The organism is Echinicola pacifica DSM 19836 (assembly GCF_000373245.1).
Classification (GTDB): Bacteria; Bacteroidota; Bacteroidia; order Cytophagales; family Cyclobacteriaceae; genus Echinicola; species Echinicola pacifica.
Window position 1 is genome coordinate 1,036,497 of the sequence record NZ_KB890739.1, and the last position, 20,583, is coordinate 1,057,079.

The window sequence follows — 20,583 nt, forward strand, 5'->3', positions numbered from 1 at the left end:
TAATATGAAATCCCCCGTTTTCAAAAAATTAAGTCTGCTATTTACTCTGCTGTTAATGGCGGTGTCTGCCGTCTTTGCACAGCAGAAACAGCCTAATATCATTTTCATCATGTCTGATGATCATACCAGCCAAGCCATAGGGGCTTATGGTGGGCGACTGGCGGCGCTGAACCCCACGCCCCAGCTGGATCAGTTGGCGGCAGAAGGGATGCTCTTCGAAAATGTATTTTGTACCAATTCGATCTGCACCCCTAGCCGAGCCACCATCATGACTGGCCAGTACTCCCAGACCAATGGCGTGCTGGACCTAGACGATAGCCTAGCACCAGCCAACCAATATCTGCCTATGGAGCTGCGCAAGCTGGGCTATTCCACGGCGGTCATTGGTAAGTGGCACCTGAAGGAGGAGCCCGCAGCATTTGATTATTATGAAGTACTTAAGTACCAAGGGGATTATTTCAACCCAAGCCTAAGGACGATGAATGCTGGCCCTTGGCCAAATAATGAGCTGACTTATGAAGGACATTCTACAGACATCATCACGGATAGGAGCCTGGCTTACCTGAAAAACCGAGATAAAAGCAAGCCTTTTTTCTTGATGCATCATTATAAGGCGCCTCATGATATGTTCGAATTTGCTCCCCGCTATGCCGATTACCTAGCAGATACGGAGATTCCCGAACCCGCCAGTCTATATGCCCAGCCTTACTTTGGCTCAGAGGCTACAGTCGGCAAAAATGGGAAGCTAAGGCCCATCATCGGTACCTCGGTATCAGACCGGCATATTTCCCGGAATTATGTAAAAACCTTTCTCAAAGACTCCATCGATGGAGTGGAGGCCACCCATCTGGCCTATCAGGATTACCTGAAGCGCTACCTGAGATGTGTCAAAGGAGTGGATGATAATCTCGGTAGGTTATTTCAGTACCTCAAAGAGGAGGGATTATGGGAGAATACCATCATCGTATATACGGGAGATCAGGGGATGATGCTGGGAGAGCATGACCTGATCGATAAGCGCTGGATGTACGAGGAATCCATGCGCATGCCTTTTATAGTGCATTACCCTAAGATGATTAAGCCAAATTCAGTGAACAATCTATTGATCAATAATACTGATTTTGCACCTACCCTGATTAGCCTTGCCGGGGGCCAGGTACCTGAATATATGCAAGGAAAGAGTTTTATGAATTCGCTGTCAGGAAAGCCTCAGGAAAACTGGAGGGAGGCGACGTATTATAGATACTGGATGCATATAATCCACCATTGGGTACCCGCGCATTTCGGGATCCGTACCGAACGCTATAAGTTAGTGTTTTATTATTCCAAGCATTATATCCCCGAAAATGAATGGCAGGAATACTATTGGGAGAAGCAGCTGAGGAGCTTGGGCTATGATACTCCGGTGGCCTGGGAGCTTTACGACCTCCAAAATGACCCCCAGGAACTTCATAATCGCTACAATGATCCCAATTATAAGACGATCATACAGGAGCTGAAAGCTGAACTAAAATCCCAGCGGCAAGCGCTCAATGAAGAGGATACCAAATATCCTGCCCTCCAGAAGATAATAGACGAGCATTGGGACGACTAAAGATCTCTACTCCTCTCCTTAATTATAGGGGAGGAGTTTTTTTATGACTTAGAACTACCTATTTGCTCCGTCTGCTATTTTTACTTTTTAGAGTAGAGCGAGCTCTATTTTTTTTTTCTTTAGACCATAGTGAATTTATCGACGTTTTTTTCTTAGGAATAAAAACAACTTCCTCTTAGCACTGTGGCGATTTCCTCCTGGGCGGGAAGGGATTGCTTGCTATGCTATATATACTTTTGTCCCTAAAAATCTCTCTCAAGAATAATGGAAAAGCCAGATACAATGCTGATCTGTACCCAAAGCTAAAGTGATGAATACCGATTGGGGGAGGTGGTGTTTATCATTTGGAGAAGAGTAACTATCAGCAGGGATAGGGATACTGTCTGGTGGTAAGGTAAAACTCATATGATATAGAAGGGGATTGGGCAGGAAGGGGATGATTTTCCTCTGCTGGGCTGAAAGTACAACTCTACAGCGGCTAGACTAGCGGGTGATAATTACTAGTTCAAAAGAATTTTAATTTTTTTTTCGCTAGTAAAACATTTGTTTAATCGGTCTTTATTAGGTCTGGGTGGGGTTTTTGGGCTGAAAATACATATGTGCTAACTTGATCAACATCTGTGTTAAGGCCATTGGGTAGGATTTTTTAAGTTTGATTCTGTTAAAAGCAAAATCTCTTCGCAAGTCGGGCAATTGCATTTATTAACCCAATTAACCATTTCGTTATGAAAAAAATCTTACCTCCTAACGGACGACGATCGGCACGGCGATTTTTATCCTTAGCCTTGTTTATGATCTTGTCCATGCACGCCACCATGGTATTTGCCCAAAACCGGCAATTGACAGGCACCATTACCTCCAGTGATGATGGAACCACCCTTCCAGGGGTGAATATCATTATAGAAGGTACCGGTCAGGGTACCGTCACTGATATTGATGGGAAGTACAGCCTCTCGGTTCCCAATAAGGAAACGACACTCGTTTTTTCTTCCATCGGTTATATCAGCCAAAAGATGGTCGTGACCAATGAAACCAAGCTTGATCTTGTGATGGACATTAATATAGAGTCCTTAGACGAGGTAGTGGTTATTGGTTATGGTACACAGAAAAAGAAAGAAGTCACCGGTGCGGTGGGCAATGTGGATGGCGAAACCCTGACCAAGTCAGCCACGGCGGATCTGGGAACGGCCCTTCAAGGCCAAGTGGCAGGGGTAAACGTCACTGCGAGTTCCGGAGAACCTGGCTCCAGCTCCAATATTGTGATCCGGGGCTTGAGCTCTGTGACAGGAAATAACGCTCCGCTCTATGTGGTGGATGGGATTCCTTATAATGGAGACCCTAAACTGAGTATGAATGAGATCGAGTCTATCGACATCCTAAAAGATGCAGCCTCCTCAGCCATCTATGGTACCCGAGGCGCTGGTGGGGTGATCCTCATCACTACCAAGCAGGGGAAAGCAGGAGTGATGAAAGTAGGAATAGACAGCTATTATGGTATTCAGAAAATCACCTCGCAGGTGCCTTTGATGAACTTTGACCAATATATGTATTCCGAATTCATCAATAAATACAACCAAAACGGAACCACCTTCGGCAATACTTGGACGCCATTGGAAACGAATCCTTATAGCTTCACCAATGATACGGACTGGGCAGGAATCATCCAGAATGACCATGCTCCCATCCAAAACCACAGTATCAATATCTCAGGTGGCAAGGAAGGTCTGAACTATAGCATCACCGGCTCTTATTTCAACCAGGAAGGGGTGATTATCAATTCTGGTTTTGATCGGTTTAATATCAGAGCCAATACCGGATATACCAAAGGCAACTGGGTGATCAACACCGGCCTTGGCGTACGGGTGGAGTCTCAGGAATATGCCCCATGGAACTTCCTATTGGACGCGTATAAGCAAAAGCCGTATCAGCAAGCCATCGATCCTAACGCTTCTACCATCTCTGATGCCAGTGGATCTACCAATGATGCGCTAAACCTCAGCTATATGGCTGCTAGGATGAAGCAAACTGACAACCGCTATGGAGACCATGTGAATGGCTTCTTCCAGGCAAGATATAATATCTCCAAGTCTTTCAATATCATGAGTAGAGTGGGCGGGAGTATCACCAATAACACCCGAATCAGAGTAAATCCACTATTCAAAGTGTATAATGAATTAGGAGAGCTTCTGCCGACTACCGTAAGGTCCGGGGTGTTTAATGGGAGTGACCGTGCCAAAAGTTTGACGACGGAAACCACCTTAAACTACAGCAAGAAATTTGGCGAGCACAGCCTGAAGGTTCTCGGTGTGTACTCCATGGAGCGCTATGAATTTGCTTCCTTTTTTGCAGAGAAATTTGATCTGGTAAGCAATGATGTCACTGTACTGAACGGCGCCACCCTGGATCCAAATGTAGGTTCTGGAACTGGCTATGGTCAGGACAGGGTAAACTCCCTGATCGGATTCCTGGGAAGAGCTCAATATGACTATAAAGGCAAGTACCTCCTAAGTATAAGTGCGAGAAGAGATGGCTCAAGCAGGTTTTCTAAGGATTACCGCTGGGGTACCTTCCCTTCCATTTCTGCGGGATGGAATGTCTCCGACGAGGAGTTTTGGAAGCCATTAGCAAGTGTTGCTAATTCCATGAAGATCCGAGCCAGCTATGGTACCACAGGAAATCAAAACTTCCTCGATTATAGCAATGCGGCGACGATCAGCCTGGCCAAGGATTATGTGTTCGGTCCTGAGGGATCTGACAACCTGGCACTAGGGGCGATTCAGACGGCTTTTGCCAATGAAAATGTGAAGTGGGAAACCACCGAGCAGACTAACTTAGGCTTGGACCTTGCTTTCTTTGAAAACAAATTCACCTTCAGCGCTGACTTTTATAATACCAATAAGAAGGACATGCTATTTCCACTTTTGCTCCCTCCAACAACTGGTGCGGGAAGCAATGCGACAGTGGTGCTGAATGTGGGGAATATGAATAATAAAGGGATGGAATTCTCTGCCAATTACCGTCATAATGGTAAACTATCTTGGTCTGCAGGACTTACTTATGGCAGGAATGACAATACCATCACCAAGATGAGTGGTGCCAATAAGATCGCTTATCTCTCAGGTAGTACCGTGACGAGCGGTCTGCCAAACGAGGATCTGGTGACGGTACTTAAAGAAGGATATGAGGCAGGAGCTTTCTTTGTCCTGAAAACTGACGGACTGGTGACCACCGAAGAAGAACTTCAGACTTACCGTGAGCTTATGCCCACTGCCAAGATGGGAGATTTGAGATATGTGGATGCCTTGACAGTGGATACTGACGGTGATGGTAAGCCAGACGCTGGTGACGGTCTGATCGATAATGACGACCGAGTGTATGCAGGTAGTGGAATGCCGGAATTTGAGATGGGCTTAAACCTGAACGCAGACTATAAAGGCTTCGATATCTCCATGCAGCTTTATGGGGCTTTCGGTGGGGAGATCATCAATGGCAGCAAGGCCTATGCCTATAAGCAAGGAACCCATTTGGATATCCTTTACCAGTGGACTCCTTGGAATCAAACTTCAGAGGTGCCGGCCTTCCGCGGTAGAGATCACGAAAACTATAGAGGCTATACCGATTTCTGGATAGAAGATGGGACTTTCGTTCGAGTGAGAAATATCACCTTTGGCTACACCCTGCCTTCAGGGATCTCCAATAAGGTGGGAATCAGAAACCTCCGTTTTTATGTCGCCGCTCAGAATCCATTTACTTTCACCAAATATGACGGCTTCGACCCAGAAGTAGGGAATGACGGACTTAATACCCGTGGTATTGACAAAGGTAACTACCCAATTGCTGCCCAGTATAGAGCAGGTCTTCAGTTTGACTTCTAAAATTAATTCCGATGAAACTTAGAAATAACCTATATAAGATAATGATATGTGCACTTCCTATTTTGGGAGTAAGCAGCGCATGTAGCGATTTCCTCGAAGAGGTAAATCCAAATGAAATGTCCACAGAGAGCTTCTGGAAGACCGTGGATGACCTTGACGCCGGGATGATCGCCGTTTATAATGCCTTCAAAAACCAAAATGTCCTGGCCATTGGCGATGAGTATAACCGTAGTGATATGACCTGGCCGGGATGGGGAAGACCCAATACCAGCAATCAGTATTACCTGCAGGAATTTAACGAGTCTTCGGGCACGCCAAACAATAAATGGGATGCGCTCTATAAGGGGATCTTTAGAGCAAATCAGGTAATCAGTGCTTCTCAGGAGCTTATCCCTGGCCTCGCTGATGAGGCTAGCCAAGAAAGAGCCACCATAATTTTGGCGCAAGCCAGATTCTTCAGAGGCCTATTTTACTTCTACCTGTCCACAGGGTTCAATAATGGAAGTGTTCCAGTATTCGACTTCGTTCCTCAGAATGAGGAGGACTTCTATCAGCCGGTAAGACCTGCCGAGGAGGTAGTGGAATTTTATAGAGAAGATTTACAATTTGCCCATGAAAACCTTCCGGCAAAGTGGACCAGAGATATTGACCGTGGCCGAGTAACCGCTGGAGCGGCTGCCGCTGTCCTTGGCAAGAGTCACCTATACCAAGAGGAATATTCCCAGGCGGCTACCTATTTTCAGGAGGTCATCGAGACACCTGAATATGGCTATCGCCTGACGGAGAGCATTGGGGATAATTTCACCACGACAAACGAGCTCAATGCAGAGAGCATCCTGGAGATCAACTATTCTCTGTCATATAAATCAGAAATTAGCCCTTGGGCAGAGGAGCAGGTTTCCAATAATCTGAATTTTACTGTGAGCCCAGTGGGTGGCTATCGTGCTGTATATCCTAGCTGCTGGCTGATCATGGCCTATAAGGGCGATAAAATGGATGTCAATGATCCCCGAAACTATGTGTTGGAGGAAGATGGTTCTACCCGATTGAGAACTTATTCTCTTAGAACTTCCTATTCCATCGCTTTGGTGGATGACCTTGACCTGGAATATTATGGAACGAGCACAGCAGAAGCCACCGCCTTTAATAATAAAGAAACAGGGTATTTCAGAAAATATTCCAACTGGGAGACAGTGTCCAATGAGAAGGACATCGTGCCTAACCTAAGGTCTGGCGTGAACGTAAGGGTGATCCGTCTAGCAGATGTGTACCTGATGTATGCTGAGGCCTTATTGATGGGCGAGGGAAATGTGGAAGAAGCCATGACGTATATCAACCGCGTGAGACGCAGATCAGCGCTTCAGCTGTTGGGAATGGATGGATCAGGGGAATTTCCTGCTGCTGCTCATGACAATGTCACCTATGATGTGCAGTCACTCATGGAGCATCTGATGTATGTGGAGAGACCCTTGGAGCTATCTCTGGAAGGCAATGCGATTCGGACGATCGATATGAGACGTTGGGGCATTACCAAGCAGCGTTTTGAGGAGCTATCGCAGCGGAAATATTATACGGAGAACTACCCTTTTGTAAATAGCAAAGGTCAGAATGTAACCCGTTGGTCCTCAGTATTGACGGAAGAAGTGGTGGGCACCAATATCCTGATTGATTATCAGCAGGCTGCCTCCAATTATATTCCATCGGCCCATGCTTATTGGCCTATACCAAATTCAGAACTCGTAGCCAATCCTAAACTCGGAGGAGAATAAATCAACCCAAAATGAATCTGATCATGAGACGACAATATTTATATATATTTATAGTAATGCTCGCGGGGATGTACTCCTGCGTGGAGGAGGATTATACTGCCCCCTCAGAGTTTAGCGACCTTGGCTGGTACACCAGTTTTCTGAGAGAACCTAGCTATGTGACTAGTGTAGGGGAGTTTGAGAGTTTTTCGGATCTATCCCAGGGAGCGGTGGAGCATAGCTGGACCATCCAGAGCGGAAATTATTTTCTCAAAGGCCCGATCAGTAAGTCGGATACCATCCTAACGGAGTTTATTATCAATGAGGGCGACACCCTATCGGGAGATAAGACTATCCATGTCCTCTTCCAGGAGCCTGGTATTCAGTACGTGCGTTTGGTGAATAAATTTAGGGATTCAGTGGCTTTCAGAGGACTGGATACAGTAAGCGCCAAGTGGGACGGTGAGTATTGGGTGATGGACACCTCCTTTATGGTGGATGTATATGACAAGATCAAAGCCCTAGGCATAATGAAATATAATAGCGAAGTGATCGACAGAGGGCCGGATACGCTCTATGTGGAGGCCGGAACGCAGGTGGAATTTGTGGATATGTCCGAGCAGGGCAGACCAAACACCAGAAACTGGCAGATCAGGAATCTAAGCACCAAGCTCTATGTGGCCAATAGCCCGGACTCGGTGGCCATGATCCCTTTCAATAAACTAGGGGTATATCAGGCATTCCTAACCTCTTCTAGGACAGGGGAGACGATCCCTCCGGGATCAGACAGGGATACCATCCCTAACCCTATCAAGGTGATTCCTTCCAGTCAGCCATTTGAGCTTACGGGAGATATCGTGGAACTGGAAGATCAAACGATCCGAATGTCCTTCAATGGCGAGTTTGAGCCGTTTTCTGGTGGCACTGAGCTGTTTACCGTGATGGTAAATGGTCAGGCTTTTGATGTAGCCTCTGTGGTGCCTGCAGCGAGTAACCCTACCAAATTGGACTTAAAATTGACCCAGGAGATTTATCGTCCTGATGTGATTACGGTCAGCTTTGCCGGTGGAGAATTGCTATCCCTCGATGAGCGGTCTCCGGGAGCCTTCATGGATATCCCAGTGAAAATGCATACCGCCAATATTCTAAATTCTGTGACCTATGGCTTCGAAGATGGTGGTGATGGCTGGGAAGCGATGTGGGATAATGGTGCCACGGTAGAGTTCAGCACTGAACAGGCCGCCACAGGCAATTTCAGCCTTAAGGTATCCAAAACTGCCGACCAGGCAGCAGGGAAGATCCACAGCATCAATGCACCGTTTAGCCTGGAAGATGGTAAGACTTACCTCTTCAAATATAAGGTATATGTAGTGGAAGGAACCACCACCCCAAGCGTCAGCTTATGGCTACTGCCGAACTGGACGCAGTTTTGGGAATCTATAGACAACAAAACCCGTGGCGAATGGGTGGAGGTGACCACAGAATATGAGGCGAATGCCGATGATCTGAATAGAAGGTTTATGCTCCAATTGCCACAAAATGGAACCATCTACTTCGATGACTTCTGGGTCATGGAGAAAGAAGTAAGGCCTTAAGGCTAAGCAGCCAATAAAGCCTGTGCGGGGCTGGAGAGGAGGGAAATGATCCTTTCCAGCCCCAGGCAGGCCATGCTGGCCAAATAGAACATAGAGATTAAATTAAGTTATAGAGTATGAAAAAACGTGCAAGTTTTGTCCTCCCGGTTTTGGCTGCAGCCTTTACCTTGGGGATTTGTGGCTGTGCCACCAATGGCAAGGAGCAACAGGTGGAAGAACAACCGAAGTTTGAAGAAAACTGGGAATCCCTGAGGACCTATGAGGTTCCTGAATGGTTTAAAGATGCCAAATTGGGGATATTTATCCACTGGGGACCCTATGCTGTACCCGCCTATGGCTCCGAATGGTACCCACGACTGATGTATATGGACTCAGTGGTATGGTCACCCCTCGGAAAAGTGGAAAGTGAAAAAGCCTCCAATATCTATGACTACCATGTGAAAAACTGGGGTCCATTGGATGAGTTTGGCTATAAGGACTTTATCCCTATGTTCAAGGCGGAGAATTTTGATGCCAAGGAATGGATAGACCTGTTCAAAAAAGCCGGTGCTAAGTATATCGTGCCTGTGGCAGAGCACCACGACGGTTTTGCGATGTACGAGTCTAGCTATACCAAGTGGGATGCTGTGGAGATGGGTCCTAAGCAGGACATACTCGGCAAACTCGTGGCGGAGGGCAAAAAGCAAGGCATGAAAGTCGGCGCTTCCTCCCACTTTGCTTTCAACTGGGACTATTTCAATAAAACCGGTGATGCTGCAAATCCTGAATTTAGTGACTTCTACGGAAGAGCTCATGAACCTTATGAGCCAGCTGATAAGGAGTTTTTGGAGCTTTGGTGGAATAGAACCAAGGAGATAATCGATAAGTATGAGCCGGATGTGCTTTGGTTTGATTTTGTATTAGATAGAGAAGAATATACCCCTTATCACCCTAAGCTGGCCGCTTATTACTATAATAAAGGCCTGGAATGGGATAAGGAAGTGGTGCTTCAAAATAAGAACTTCCACAATTTCGAGTCTTACCCTCCCGGCACCAACGTACTTGATCTCGAAAGAGGTAAAATGTCTGATATCCAGGAATACCCTTGGCAGACCGATACCTCCATCGGCGCCAACTCCTGGGGATATGTGTCCAACTGGATTTCCAAAACCCCCAATACCTTGGTGGATGACCTCATAGATATCGTCAGCAAAAACGGTTGCCTACTATTGAATGTAGGACCAAAAGCCGATGGAACCATCCCTGAGGATCAGCGAGAGGTATTATTGGCCATCGGGAAGTGGCTCGATCAAAATGGTGAAGCCATTTACGGCAGCACTTATTGGAAGACCTTCGGCGAGGGACCTACAGAAGTGGCCACAGGACATCATACTGAAGGCAAAAACAAGGATCTAACCGGCAAAGACTTTAGGTTTACCCAGAAAGATGGCACCATCTACGCCATCGCTATGGACTGGCCAGAAGGTGGAATGGCCGAAATAAGCGCACTGGGAACTGCCTCAGGATATATGGATAAGCAAATCAAAGAAGTGTCACTTTTAGGATTCGAAGGAAAGTTGGATTGGAATCAAAGTGATGAGGCCTTACAAATAAAACTCCCGGATACTAAGCCCGGTGATTATGCATTTGTGTTTAAGGTCTCCGTTAATTAATGGATATTAGGTTAAAATATACAGGGTTTAATGTGAAAAAGTAGGGGGAATTTCTCTCTACTTTTTTCTGCTTCCTGCTGGTTTGATATGCTACCAAAGGGTGCCAAAGTACCAGGGCCGTGAAGAGATGAAAGTAGGGTATTTGGACTGAGATAGGACGCAGGCTGAATAAATATCCGTTTTGCTCGGTATTTATTACCTGTTTTAATCGATTTTACTTAGGATTTATATTAATATTAATCAATGAAATTCAAGAGATATTGCAAAACCCTTACGCTGAAGCGTGATGAAAAGCTTATAGAATCTTATAAAGAGGTCCATGCCATGGGCAAAGCCTGGCCAGAGGTGACCGCAGGGATGAAGGAAGTCGGTATTCTGGATATGGAGATTTACATTCACCAAAATAGCCTATTTATGATCATGGATACCCAGCTGGATTTTGACCATGATAAGGCCATGAAAAAACTGGCTACACTCCCCCGGCAGCAGGAGTGGGAGCAGTTTGTATCTCGCTTCCAGCAGACTGACACAGCCTCTAGCGCTGAGGAAAAATGGCAGCTGATGGAGCGGATTTATGAGATGGATCAGACCGCTACCTATCCAGCAGCTGAGGGTCAGATAAAGCCTGCATCTACCCAGTGAAATAAGCCAGAACATAGATTTCTAAAGCATCCTGTCAATGGAGTCTTGCTGTCGAAAGGATGAGTTGATCATTAGCCCTATTGTAATTTTACCGATCATAAAACCACCTAATCCAATAACCCAAAACCTATGAAATCACTTTCTATTTTTCTTACCGTGCTATTTTCGGCCTTGGTACTAGTTTCCAATGCTCAGACTTTATCTGGAGAGCTGAAGACCTGGCACCGTATTACCCTGGACTTTGAAGGTCCCGAGGTGGACGAGATGGATGAGACCAACCCTTTTCTAAATTATAAATTTGATGTTCTATTTACCCATCAGGCCAGTGGTAAGAACTACCTAGTTCCTGGTTTTTTTGCTGCTGATGGCGATGCTGCCAATAGTGGAGCTACAGGCGGGAAGGTTTGGCGGGTAAATTTTGCTCCCGACAAGGAGGGGGAATGGACCTATAAAGCTAGCTTTTTTAAGGGGAAATGGGCAGCGGTAAGAGATACAACGAAGCTAGAGTCCTTTTCGGCGATTCATAATGCCCAGGGTCAGCTAATAGTGCAGCCGACGGATAAGACCGGCCGGGATTTCCGCGCAAAAGGCCGCTTGGATTATGTGGGCAAGCGGTACCTTCAGTTTCAGGGAAATGGAGAGTATTTTCTGAAATTTGGTTCTGATGCCCCCGAAAATTTACTGGCTTATGCAGATTTTGATGGTGATTTTGCCAGTGATGGCCATAAGGATGAGCTTGTCAAGACTTATCCCGAGCACCTCAAGGACTGGAAGGAGGGAGATCCTGTATGGAAAGGCGCTAAGGGAAAAGCGCTTATTGGGGCAGTGAACTACCTGCATTCCAAAGGTGCCAATGCCTTTTCATTTCTTACGATGAATGTCGCTGGCGATGATCAGAATGTATTTCCATATATAGATTATGACACTTGGGATCGCTTTGATTGCTCCAAATTGGACCAGTGGGAGATTCTGTTTGACCATGCCGATAAGCTGGGGATGTTTTTGCATTTCAAGACCTTGGAAGTAGAAAACCAAGGTTTGCTGGACAATGGCGGTATAGGCATGTTTACGAAATTATATTATAGAGAGCTGATTGCTCGTTTTGGGCATCATCTGGCTCTCAACTGGAACTTATGTGAGGAGCAGGGAGACTGGGTGCCCAATCCACGGACCTTTCCTCTGGAGCCTAGAGACTGGTTGATGTTGGCGGATTATGTACAAAGTGTCGATCCATACGACCATCATATTGTCATTCATAACGGCGCTTGGTTTGATCCTTTATATGGCCAGAATGCCTTCACCGGAGCCTCTTTGCAGACCAATAGAGAAGATTTCGGTAATGTACACCGCAATGTGCTGAGGATCCTGGAAGACTCGAAGGAGGCTGGGAAGCAGTGGGCGGTGGCCTGCGATGAGCCGGGAGATGCGCAGCATTCGCTCTTGCCGGATGCCGAAGATCCTGCGCATGATCATGCCCGCCAAAACGGTCTCTGGGGAGCGATGATGGCCGGTGCCTGGGGTACGGAATGGTATTTTGGCTATAAACATGCCCATTCAGACCTTACCTGCGAGGACTTTAGATCCCGGGACTTGTTCTGGGACCAGGGGAAAATATGCCTCGACTTCTTCACCGAAAATTCTATAGCACTATGGAAAATGGATAATAAGGATGCCCTCCTCCATGATTCGCCAGGGTATGTTTTGGCCGGAGGCCAAAAAGAACTGATCCTCTACCTGAAGAATAGCCAAACCGCCAAAATAGACCTGACAGACTATCCTGGCGCCTACACTGTGCACTGGTATAATCCACGGAAAAAAGAAAACCTGCACACCACTTCCCAAAAGACCCTCCAAGGTGGTACTATGACTCAGCTCGAGGCCGCTCCAAAAGAGGCGGATCAGGACTGGCTGGTATGGCTGCAGAAAGTAAACCCTTAAGCTACTGTCCCATTGAATAGATTAAAAACCATGATTTTCATGCAAAATCCCTTTACCCCTAATCAGAAGTACGCCCGCCTTAGCCTAATGGTAGTGATGGTACTTCTGATCGAGACCTTTAGTTATACGCTTTTTGCGCAGCAAAAAAATACAGCTGATCGTCCTAATATTATCTGGATTACCTCTGAGGATAATTCGAAGCATTACCTCAGGCTCTTCGATGAGAATGGGGTGGCTACGCCAAATATCGAACGACTGGCCGCTCAAGGGGTGGTATTTGACCACGCCTTTTCTAATGCTCCAGTATGCAGTGTGGCCCGGTCCACCCTTATTACAGGTGCCTATGCTCCACGGATCGGGGCGCAGTATCACCGCAAAATACACACCGTGCCCATGCCTGAAGGCCTAGAGATGTTTCCTGCTTACCTGCGTGAGGCCGGATATTATACCGCCAACAATTCCAAGGAGGACTATAACCTGAACAAAAGCGATAAGGTATGGGATGAGTCTTCTGGCAAGGCGAGCTATAAAAACCGTGAAAAAGGCCAGCCTTTCTTCTACGTTCATAATTTTGGGGTATCCCACGAGGGGCAGCTGCACTTCGATCAGGCCAAAATGGAGGCGACTTCCCTAAACTCCCTGCCCCCGGCGGGCGAGCTGCAGCCAAACCATCCCCAAACGCCCTTATTCCGCTATACACGTGCTTATTACCTGGACAGAATTCAGGAGATGGATAGGCAGATCGGCGAATTATTGGACGAATTGGAAGCGGAGGGATTGTTGGAGAATTCTATCGTGTTTTACTTTGGAGACCATGGAGGGGTACTTCCGGGATCCAAGGGATACCTTTTCGAGACTGGTCTGCATGTGCCTTTGGTGGTGCATATCCCCAAAAAATACCAAAGCATGAGTTCCTGGAACCCAGGTCAGCGGACCGCAGAATTTGTGAGTTTCGTAGATTTTGCGCCCACGGTCCTGCAGCTCGCTGGAGTTTCCATCCCCGGGCAGATGGACGGAAGGCCCTTTTTGAATACTGGGAAAGCGTATGAAGAGGACCATAGCTTTGGCTATGCTGATCGGTTTGATGAGAAATACGACCTGGTGCGCTCGCTGCGCAAGGGGAAGTATAAGTATATTCGGAATTTTATGCCCTTCAATTTTGATGGGCTTTATAATCAATACCGGTATAAGCAGCTGGCTTATCAGGAGTGGTTGACCATGTTTACGAATGGGGAGCTGACGGATATTCAAGCGCAGTTTTTTGCGCCCAAAGGAGCAGAGATGCTTTATGATGTGGAGCAGGATCCCTTTGAGACGCATAATTTAGCCGAAGACCCTGCCTATCAGAAGGAGCTAAAGGCCCTGCGGGGCATGCTGAATGACTGGATGCTGTCGATGCCGGACTTATCACTATATCCTGAGTTTTATTTGATACAGGAGGCTTTTACGGCGCCGGTGGCCTTTGGGCAGGCGCATCAGAAGGAGATCGCTTCCTATCTGAATACCGCCAATCTGATGTTGGAGGATTTTGGGGAGGTCAGGCAGCAAATTTCCAAAGCCTTAGAAGATAAGGATCCTTGGCGGCGTTACTGGGCCTTGGTGGTGGCGACGAGCTTTGGAAAAGAGGCGGTGGATATCGCCCCACGGATACAGCGCAGCATGATCAGAGACCCTGAGCGGGTCAATAGGCTGAGGGCAGCGCAGTTTCTGGCGATTGCCAGTGGTAGGAATCCGGCGGAAAATTTCCAGTCTGAACTCTATGCCACCAGTGATCCCACAGAAGCTTTATTGATCCTGAACATGCTCGTCCAGCTCCTGGATGGCGGCTATGTCATGGACTGCCCTATCGACCTGGATAATATGGTCCAGCAGGTACTTTCCGTCTCGGATGTGGCGGATAGGATCAGCTATATCAATTCGAAATAAACTGCTGCCTCAAGCCGGATAAGGCAAGAAAGAAGTAGCTGCGAATAAAATATGATCTTCTGGCTTTGTTGGGCGATAGGTGCCCATCGAGTAGAGGTGGAGTCTAGTGCTTTGGCAGGCTATACTGCCGGATATCATGGTTTAGGAAAAGATATGTTTCATACTTGTAAACATATGTAGTACTCCTTATGGCCATAAAAAGTTAATTTGCATGAAGTCATTAACATAAAAATAACCTAATAGGATGAAAAAAGCCAACACAGAAAAAAACCAGATTAATCAAAACAAGCGTAGAGATTTTTTAAAATCCTCCCTATTAGCCTTAGGCGGGATCGCCATCGTTCCAAGACATGTATTGGGAGCGGGTTATATAGCGCCAAGTGATAAGGTGAACCTAGGATTTATAGGATTGGGTAAGCAAAGCAATGGATTGATCAATGCCTTTGCCAATTTGGATGGCACCCAGATCATTGCTGGATCTGACGTATGGACCACCAAAATGGATTGGTTTAAGCAGCATGCTTCCCAGTCTTATGCCAAAGCAAACAAGGAGGTTTCAGCCAATTCCTTTAAGACTTATGCAGATTATAAGGAATTGTTAGCGAATAAGGATATTGATGGGGTGGTAATAGCGACCCCTGATCACTGGCATGCGATGAACGCCATTGATGCGATGAACGCAGGAAAAGACGTGTATTGCGAGAAGCCGCTGAGCCTAAAGATCAATGAAGGTAAGGAAATGGTGGAGGTAGCCAGAAAAAACAAAACGGTATTCCAGACGGGCAGCATGCAGCGCTCATGGGATAGCTTCCGCAAAGCCTGCGAGCTGGTACGAAACGGCTATTTAGGTGAGATCAAGCAAGTGTTGGTTCAGGTGGGAGCTCCTTCCCGGCCGTATGACTTGCCGCAGGAAAGCATGCCTTCGGAGGTAGATTGGAACGACTGGTGTGGTCCAGCGCCTTTATTAAACTATAATCACCGTCTGGCACCATCCGCCAATGATGTGAAATTCTGGCCTGACTGGAGACTCTTTGACGAAACTGGCGGAGGCATACTCTGTGACTGGGGAGCGCATATGTTTGATATCGTGCAGTGGGCCCTAGGAATGGATAATAGCGGTCCGGTGCAGTATATTCCTCCCACAGGAGTGGATAATCCTCAGACTGGCCTCAAGATGGTCTATGCCAATGGAGTGGAGATGATTCATGAGGATTTTGGCAGAGGTTATGGCGTGCGCTTTATCGGTACGGAAGGCAAAATGGATATTAGCCGACAGTATTTTGAGCCGAGCCCGGAGAGCCTCAAGGACATCACCCTCAAGTCCAGCGATGTGCATCTGTATAAAACCAATGGCGGGCATCACCAAAACTGGATCGACTGTATCGCCAGCAGAGAGAAGCCAATCTGCGATGTGGAAATCGGCCATCGATCAGCCACCATCTGTAATATTGCTAATATCGCTTACCGCCTTGATCGTCCATTGGACTGGAATCCTAAAAAACAAACGTTCAAGGGTGATAAAGAAGCCGTCGGAATGATGGGCTATGAATACAGAAAATTCTAATTCAGAATGATACGTACACTATGTATATTGGCGGCGGGGGTGATGATGACCTCCGCCTGCGCCAATCAAAAAGAACAGCATTCCCAAAAGAAACCTAATATCCTTTTTGTTTTTGCGGATGACCTCACTTTTACCGCACTCGGTAATCTGGAGCCCAACAGCCTTCACACCCCACACCTCAATCAGCTTATGGCGGAGGGCACCTCTTTTCAGAAAGCCTATAATATGGGCTCATGGACGGGAGCAGTATGTGCGGCGTCCAGGGCCATGATGATCTCCGGCAGGTCAGTATGGGAAACCCAGGCCTTCAAAGAGAACTGGAAAAAGGGCGAGGATATAGATAAAACCTGGCCCAAATTAATGGAAAAAGCAGGGTATGAGACCTATATGACCGGTAAATGGCATGTGGATATCCATCCCGACAAGATATTTAATCACACCGCTCATATTAGAGGTGGGATGCCTGGGGATAAGTGGCAGCATGGCCATATGGTACAGAAGTTTGACTCCCTGGCCAAGGCTGGCCAGACGGATTATTCATCCCTGATGCCGGTAGGATATAATCGACCGCTGAGCCCGGAGGACCACTCCTGGTCTCCGACGGACACCACGATGGGAGGGTTTTGGGAAGGCGGTACCCACTGGAGTGAGGTGCTGAGAGAGGATGCTATAGGCTTCCTGGACCATGCCTCGCAGATCGATAAGCCCTTCTTTATGTATTTGGCATTCAATGCGGTGCATGATCCGCGACAGTCGCCCGGGAAGTATATAGACCTCTATGAGGTGGATGAGATCAACTTGCCAGAGAGCTTTATGCCAGTCTATCCCTATAAGGATGCGATCGGCAATGGGCCTGCTTTGCGAGATGAGGCCTTGGCGCCATTTCCGAGAACGGAGTATGCGATCAGGACCCACTTGCAGGAATATTATGCCCTGCTCAGTCATATGGATGCGCAGATAGGAGAGATCCTCAACAAGCTCGAAGCGATAGGAGAGCGGGAGAATACCTATATCATCTTCACCGCTGATCATGGCCTGGCCATGGGAAAACATGGACTCCTCGGTAAGCAAAATATGTATGAGCATAGCCTGGCGGCCCCCTTTATCATCGCTGGCCCCGGGATACCTGAAGGACAGCGGATGGACAAGAATATCTACCTGCAGGATGCCATGGCCACGAGTCTGGAGATCGCAGGGGTGGAGCGGCCGGAGTACCTCTATTTTCATAGTATTCTTGATCTTGCCAAAGGCAAACAAGAGAAAGTAATGGATCGCGTGTACGGAGCCTATGTTTCTTACCAGCGAATGATAAAACAAGATGCCTTCAAACTAATGGTATATCCAGATGCCAAGCAGGTATTATTGTATGACCTGGAAAATGACCCTAACGAACTTACCAATTTGGCCGACAGGCCGGAATATAAAGGCAAAGTGAAAGAACTATTTACTGCCTTGCAGGAAGAGCAAGCTCGCTTAGGAGACCAATTGACCTTAATTCCAATGGATTATGAACTATAAACAACAAGACTCCAGAAGGGGGACCTTCCGGAACTGGGCGATGGTGATGCTGCTGGGGATGGGCCTTGTAGCCTGCTCAAAGGCCCCTGAGGACTCCGCTCCTAAGCGCCCAAATATCATCTATATCATGGCCGATGACCATACTTCCCAGGCTTTTGGGGTATATGGCAGCCGGCTGGCGGACCTGAATCCTACGCCCACCTTGGATAGCTTGGCGCGATCGGGGATGATATTTGACAATTGTTTTGTGAATAATGCCATATGTGTGCCTAGCCGGGCTGCCATCCTGACGGGTCAGCATGCGCAAGCCAATGGGGTGATCGATCTGGAGGGTGAGCTGCCTGGTGAACGTCAGTATCTGCCGCAGGAATTGAAAAAACTGGGCTACCAAACCGCAATAATCGGGAAGTGGCACTTAGGTCAGGAGCCATCTGCCTTCGATTATTATAAGGTGTTGGATAAGCAAGGAACCTATTTTGATCCCGTATTTAGGGTGAGAGGCGATCAGCCCTGGCCTAATAATACGGAGCAATACGAGGGACATAGCTCCGATGTGATCACCGATCAGGTGTTGGACTGGTTTCAGCATACCAAAAAAGACGATGAACCTTATTTCCTGATGTTTCACTATAAGGCGCCTCATGATGACTTCGAGAACGCCCCGAGATATGAATCTTATCTGGAGGATACCTTCATCCCTGAGCCTGCCAGCCTCTATGACAATGGCAATAATGGCTCAGTGGCCACACGTGGCAATAATGATACCCTTACCCGCATAATAGGCTCGTCAGTATCCCATAGAAACCTCATCAGACATCAGTCGATGAATATCTGGCAGGATGAGAATTATAAAAAATACCGCAATGCTGAGGATATTCAAGACAGTGAGCTGGTAAAGTGGGAAATGGATGAGGCCGAAAAAGCCTATACCTCCGAGGTCTATCAGAGTTACCTCAAGAAGTACCTCCGATGTGTGAAAGGTGTGGATGATAATGTGAAAAGATTCCTGGCCTACCTCAAGGAAAATGGCATGCTGGAGAATACCATCATCGTCTATACCAGTGATCAGGGATTTATGCTGGGAGAGCATGATTATATCGATAAGCGATGGATGTATGACGAGTCTATGAGGATGCCGTTCTTCATCCGCTACCCGGAGAAGATCGAGGCAGGGACGCGCACAGATGCGATTATCAATAATACCGATTTTGCTCCTACATTGATCTCCCTCGCAGGAGGGAAGGTCCCTGAGTACATGCAAGGCCATAATTTTACCAGCATTCTGGAAACCAATGTGGAGCCGGAAGATTGGCAAAAATCCACCTACTACCGCTATTGGATGCACCTGGCCCATCGCCATGGTAACCCTGCGCACTTTGGACTGAGAACCAAGGATTATAAGCTGATCTTCTACTATGGCCGATACTGGGTGGATACCGATGATCCCAATGCCGACTGGAATAAGGAAAGCTGGGGCAACGACTATACCCGACATACGCCGGTGGCATGGGAGTTTTATGACCTGAATGAAGATCCTCAGGAGATGGATAATCGGTATGGGGATCCAGCTTACGCGGGCAAAATAGCCGAACTCAAAGAGCAGCTTATCCTCAAGCGCGAAGAACTAAATGAAACCGACGAAAACTATCCGCATATCCAGAAAATAATTGAGCAACATTGGAATGATTAGTTCCAGAACTATGACCAAATGGGGTATTCAGGGGTATTATGCACAAATGTATCGCTCTTAAAAACATATGTTACTGTCAGATAATAGGAAATGACGATATTTGAATTGGTTAAAATAGCATATCAAAGTATAGTGATGATACTTCATCATAAGGCGCAAGCTCTTTTTACTTTCAGTTATTTTAATTAGGGGTTTATTAGTATAAAAACCATTGCACTTTCTGAGGCAATGGTTTTTCTTTTTCTCGCAAAAAAACAATAAAGGAAAATGACTTTACGAGCTATAGGAAGTACCGGAATAGAAGTTCCATCGATAGTATTTGGCACGAGTGCCCTGGGCAATTTGTTTACGGCGCTGGATCCTTCGGTAAAGCAAGAGATCGTGGCGGAGAGCATTCGTTATACGCAGCCGCAGACTTTTTTTGATTCGGCAGGGAAGTACGGTGCTGGCCTGGCCTTGGAGTCATTGGGCGCAGCGCTGAATGCACTGGGCGTGCCAAAAGACCAGGTGGTGGTCAGCAATAAGCTGGGCTGGGTGAGAAGTCCCCTGCTGGGTGATGAGCCGCAGTTTGAGAAAGGCGTATGGAGAGACCTGAAGCATGATGCCGTGCAGAAGATCAGCTATAATGGTATCTTGGAGTGCTTTGAGGAGGGGAATGAGCTGCTGCAAGGCTATTCTACTCAGCTGGCCTCGGTGCATGATCCCGATGAGTACCTGGCGCAAGCGAAGACAGAGGAAGAAGAGAAAGCGCTTTTTGAAGATATTTTGGAGGCCTACCGGGCCTTGGAAGACCTGAAGAAACAGGGATTGGTAAAAGGTATCGGCGTAGGCGCCAAAGACT

At 47.1% G+C, this 20,583-nt stretch carries 12 protein-coding genes; all 12 read left to right on the top strand.

Annotated elements, in window-relative coordinates; translation table 11 throughout:
• Positions 1-4 precede the first annotated feature (4 nt).
• Positions 5-1,594 (top strand): sulfatase family protein, encoded by a 1,590-nt coding sequence (locus tag B050_RS0108645; RefSeq protein WP_018473516.1) that lies wholly within the window; start codon positions 5-7, stop codon positions 1,592-1,594.
• A 725-nt stretch (positions 1,595-2,319) separates the two neighbouring features.
• On the top strand, positions 2,320-5,469 hold the full coding sequence (locus B050_RS0108655) for a SusC/RagA family TonB-linked outer membrane protein (RefSeq protein WP_026235747.1): 3,150 nt from the start codon (positions 2,320-2,322) through the stop codon (positions 5,467-5,469).
• A gap of 11 nt (positions 5,470-5,480) precedes the next feature.
• Positions 5,481-7,238: a RagB/SusD family nutrient uptake outer membrane protein gene (locus B050_RS0108660; RefSeq protein WP_018473519.1), complete on the top strand. Its 1,758-nt coding sequence runs from the start codon at positions 5,481-5,483 to the stop codon at positions 7,236-7,238.
• A 23-nt stretch (positions 7,239-7,261) separates the two neighbouring features.
• Positions 7,262-8,812: a carbohydrate binding domain-containing protein gene (locus B050_RS0108665; protein ID WP_044202133.1), complete on the top strand. Its 1,551-nt coding sequence runs from the start codon at positions 7,262-7,264 to the stop codon at positions 8,810-8,812.
• A gap of 116 nt (positions 8,813-8,928) precedes the next feature.
• Positions 8,929-10,464: an alpha-L-fucosidase gene (locus B050_RS0108675; RefSeq protein ID WP_018473522.1), complete on the top strand. Its 1,536-nt coding sequence runs from the start codon at positions 8,929-8,931 to the stop codon at positions 10,462-10,464.
• A gap of 243 nt (positions 10,465-10,707) precedes the next feature.
• Positions 10,708-11,106 (top strand): L-rhamnose mutarotase, encoded by a 399-nt coding sequence (locus B050_RS22180; RefSeq protein ID WP_018473523.1) that lies wholly within the window; start codon positions 10,708-10,710, stop codon positions 11,104-11,106.
• A 129-nt stretch (positions 11,107-11,235) separates the two neighbouring features.
• Complete coding sequence (locus tag B050_RS0108685) at positions 11,236-13,044, top strand: DUF5060 domain-containing protein (protein ID WP_018473524.1); 1,809 nt, start codon at positions 11,236-11,238, stop codon at positions 13,042-13,044.
• A 39-nt stretch (positions 13,045-13,083) separates the two neighbouring features.
• Positions 13,084-14,970, top strand: coding sequence for a sulfatase family protein (locus tag B050_RS0108690; protein WP_229802435.1), 1,887 nt, complete (start codon positions 13,084-13,086; stop codon positions 14,968-14,970).
• Positions 14,971-15,214: 244 nt separating this feature from the next.
• Entirely contained in the window at positions 15,215-16,534 is a 1,320-nt protein-coding gene (locus B050_RS0108695; RefSeq protein ID WP_018473526.1) for a Gfo/Idh/MocA family protein, read from the top strand.
• A gap of 6 nt (positions 16,535-16,540) precedes the next feature.
• Positions 16,541-18,052 (top strand): sulfatase-like hydrolase/transferase, encoded by a 1,512-nt coding sequence (locus B050_RS0108700; protein ID WP_044201999.1) that lies wholly within the window; start codon positions 16,541-16,543, stop codon positions 18,050-18,052.
• Positions 18,042-19,742, top strand: coding sequence for a sulfatase family protein (locus B050_RS0108705; protein ID WP_018473528.1), 1,701 nt, complete (start codon positions 18,042-18,044; stop codon positions 19,740-19,742). The genes B050_RS0108700 and B050_RS0108705 overlap by 11 nt, the downstream gene beginning before the upstream one ends.
• Positions 19,743-20,009: 267 nt before the next feature.
• Positions 20,010-20,583 (top strand): aldo/keto reductase (locus tag B050_RS0108710; RefSeq protein WP_018473529.1); only part of this gene is annotated, 574 nt, incomplete at its 3' end.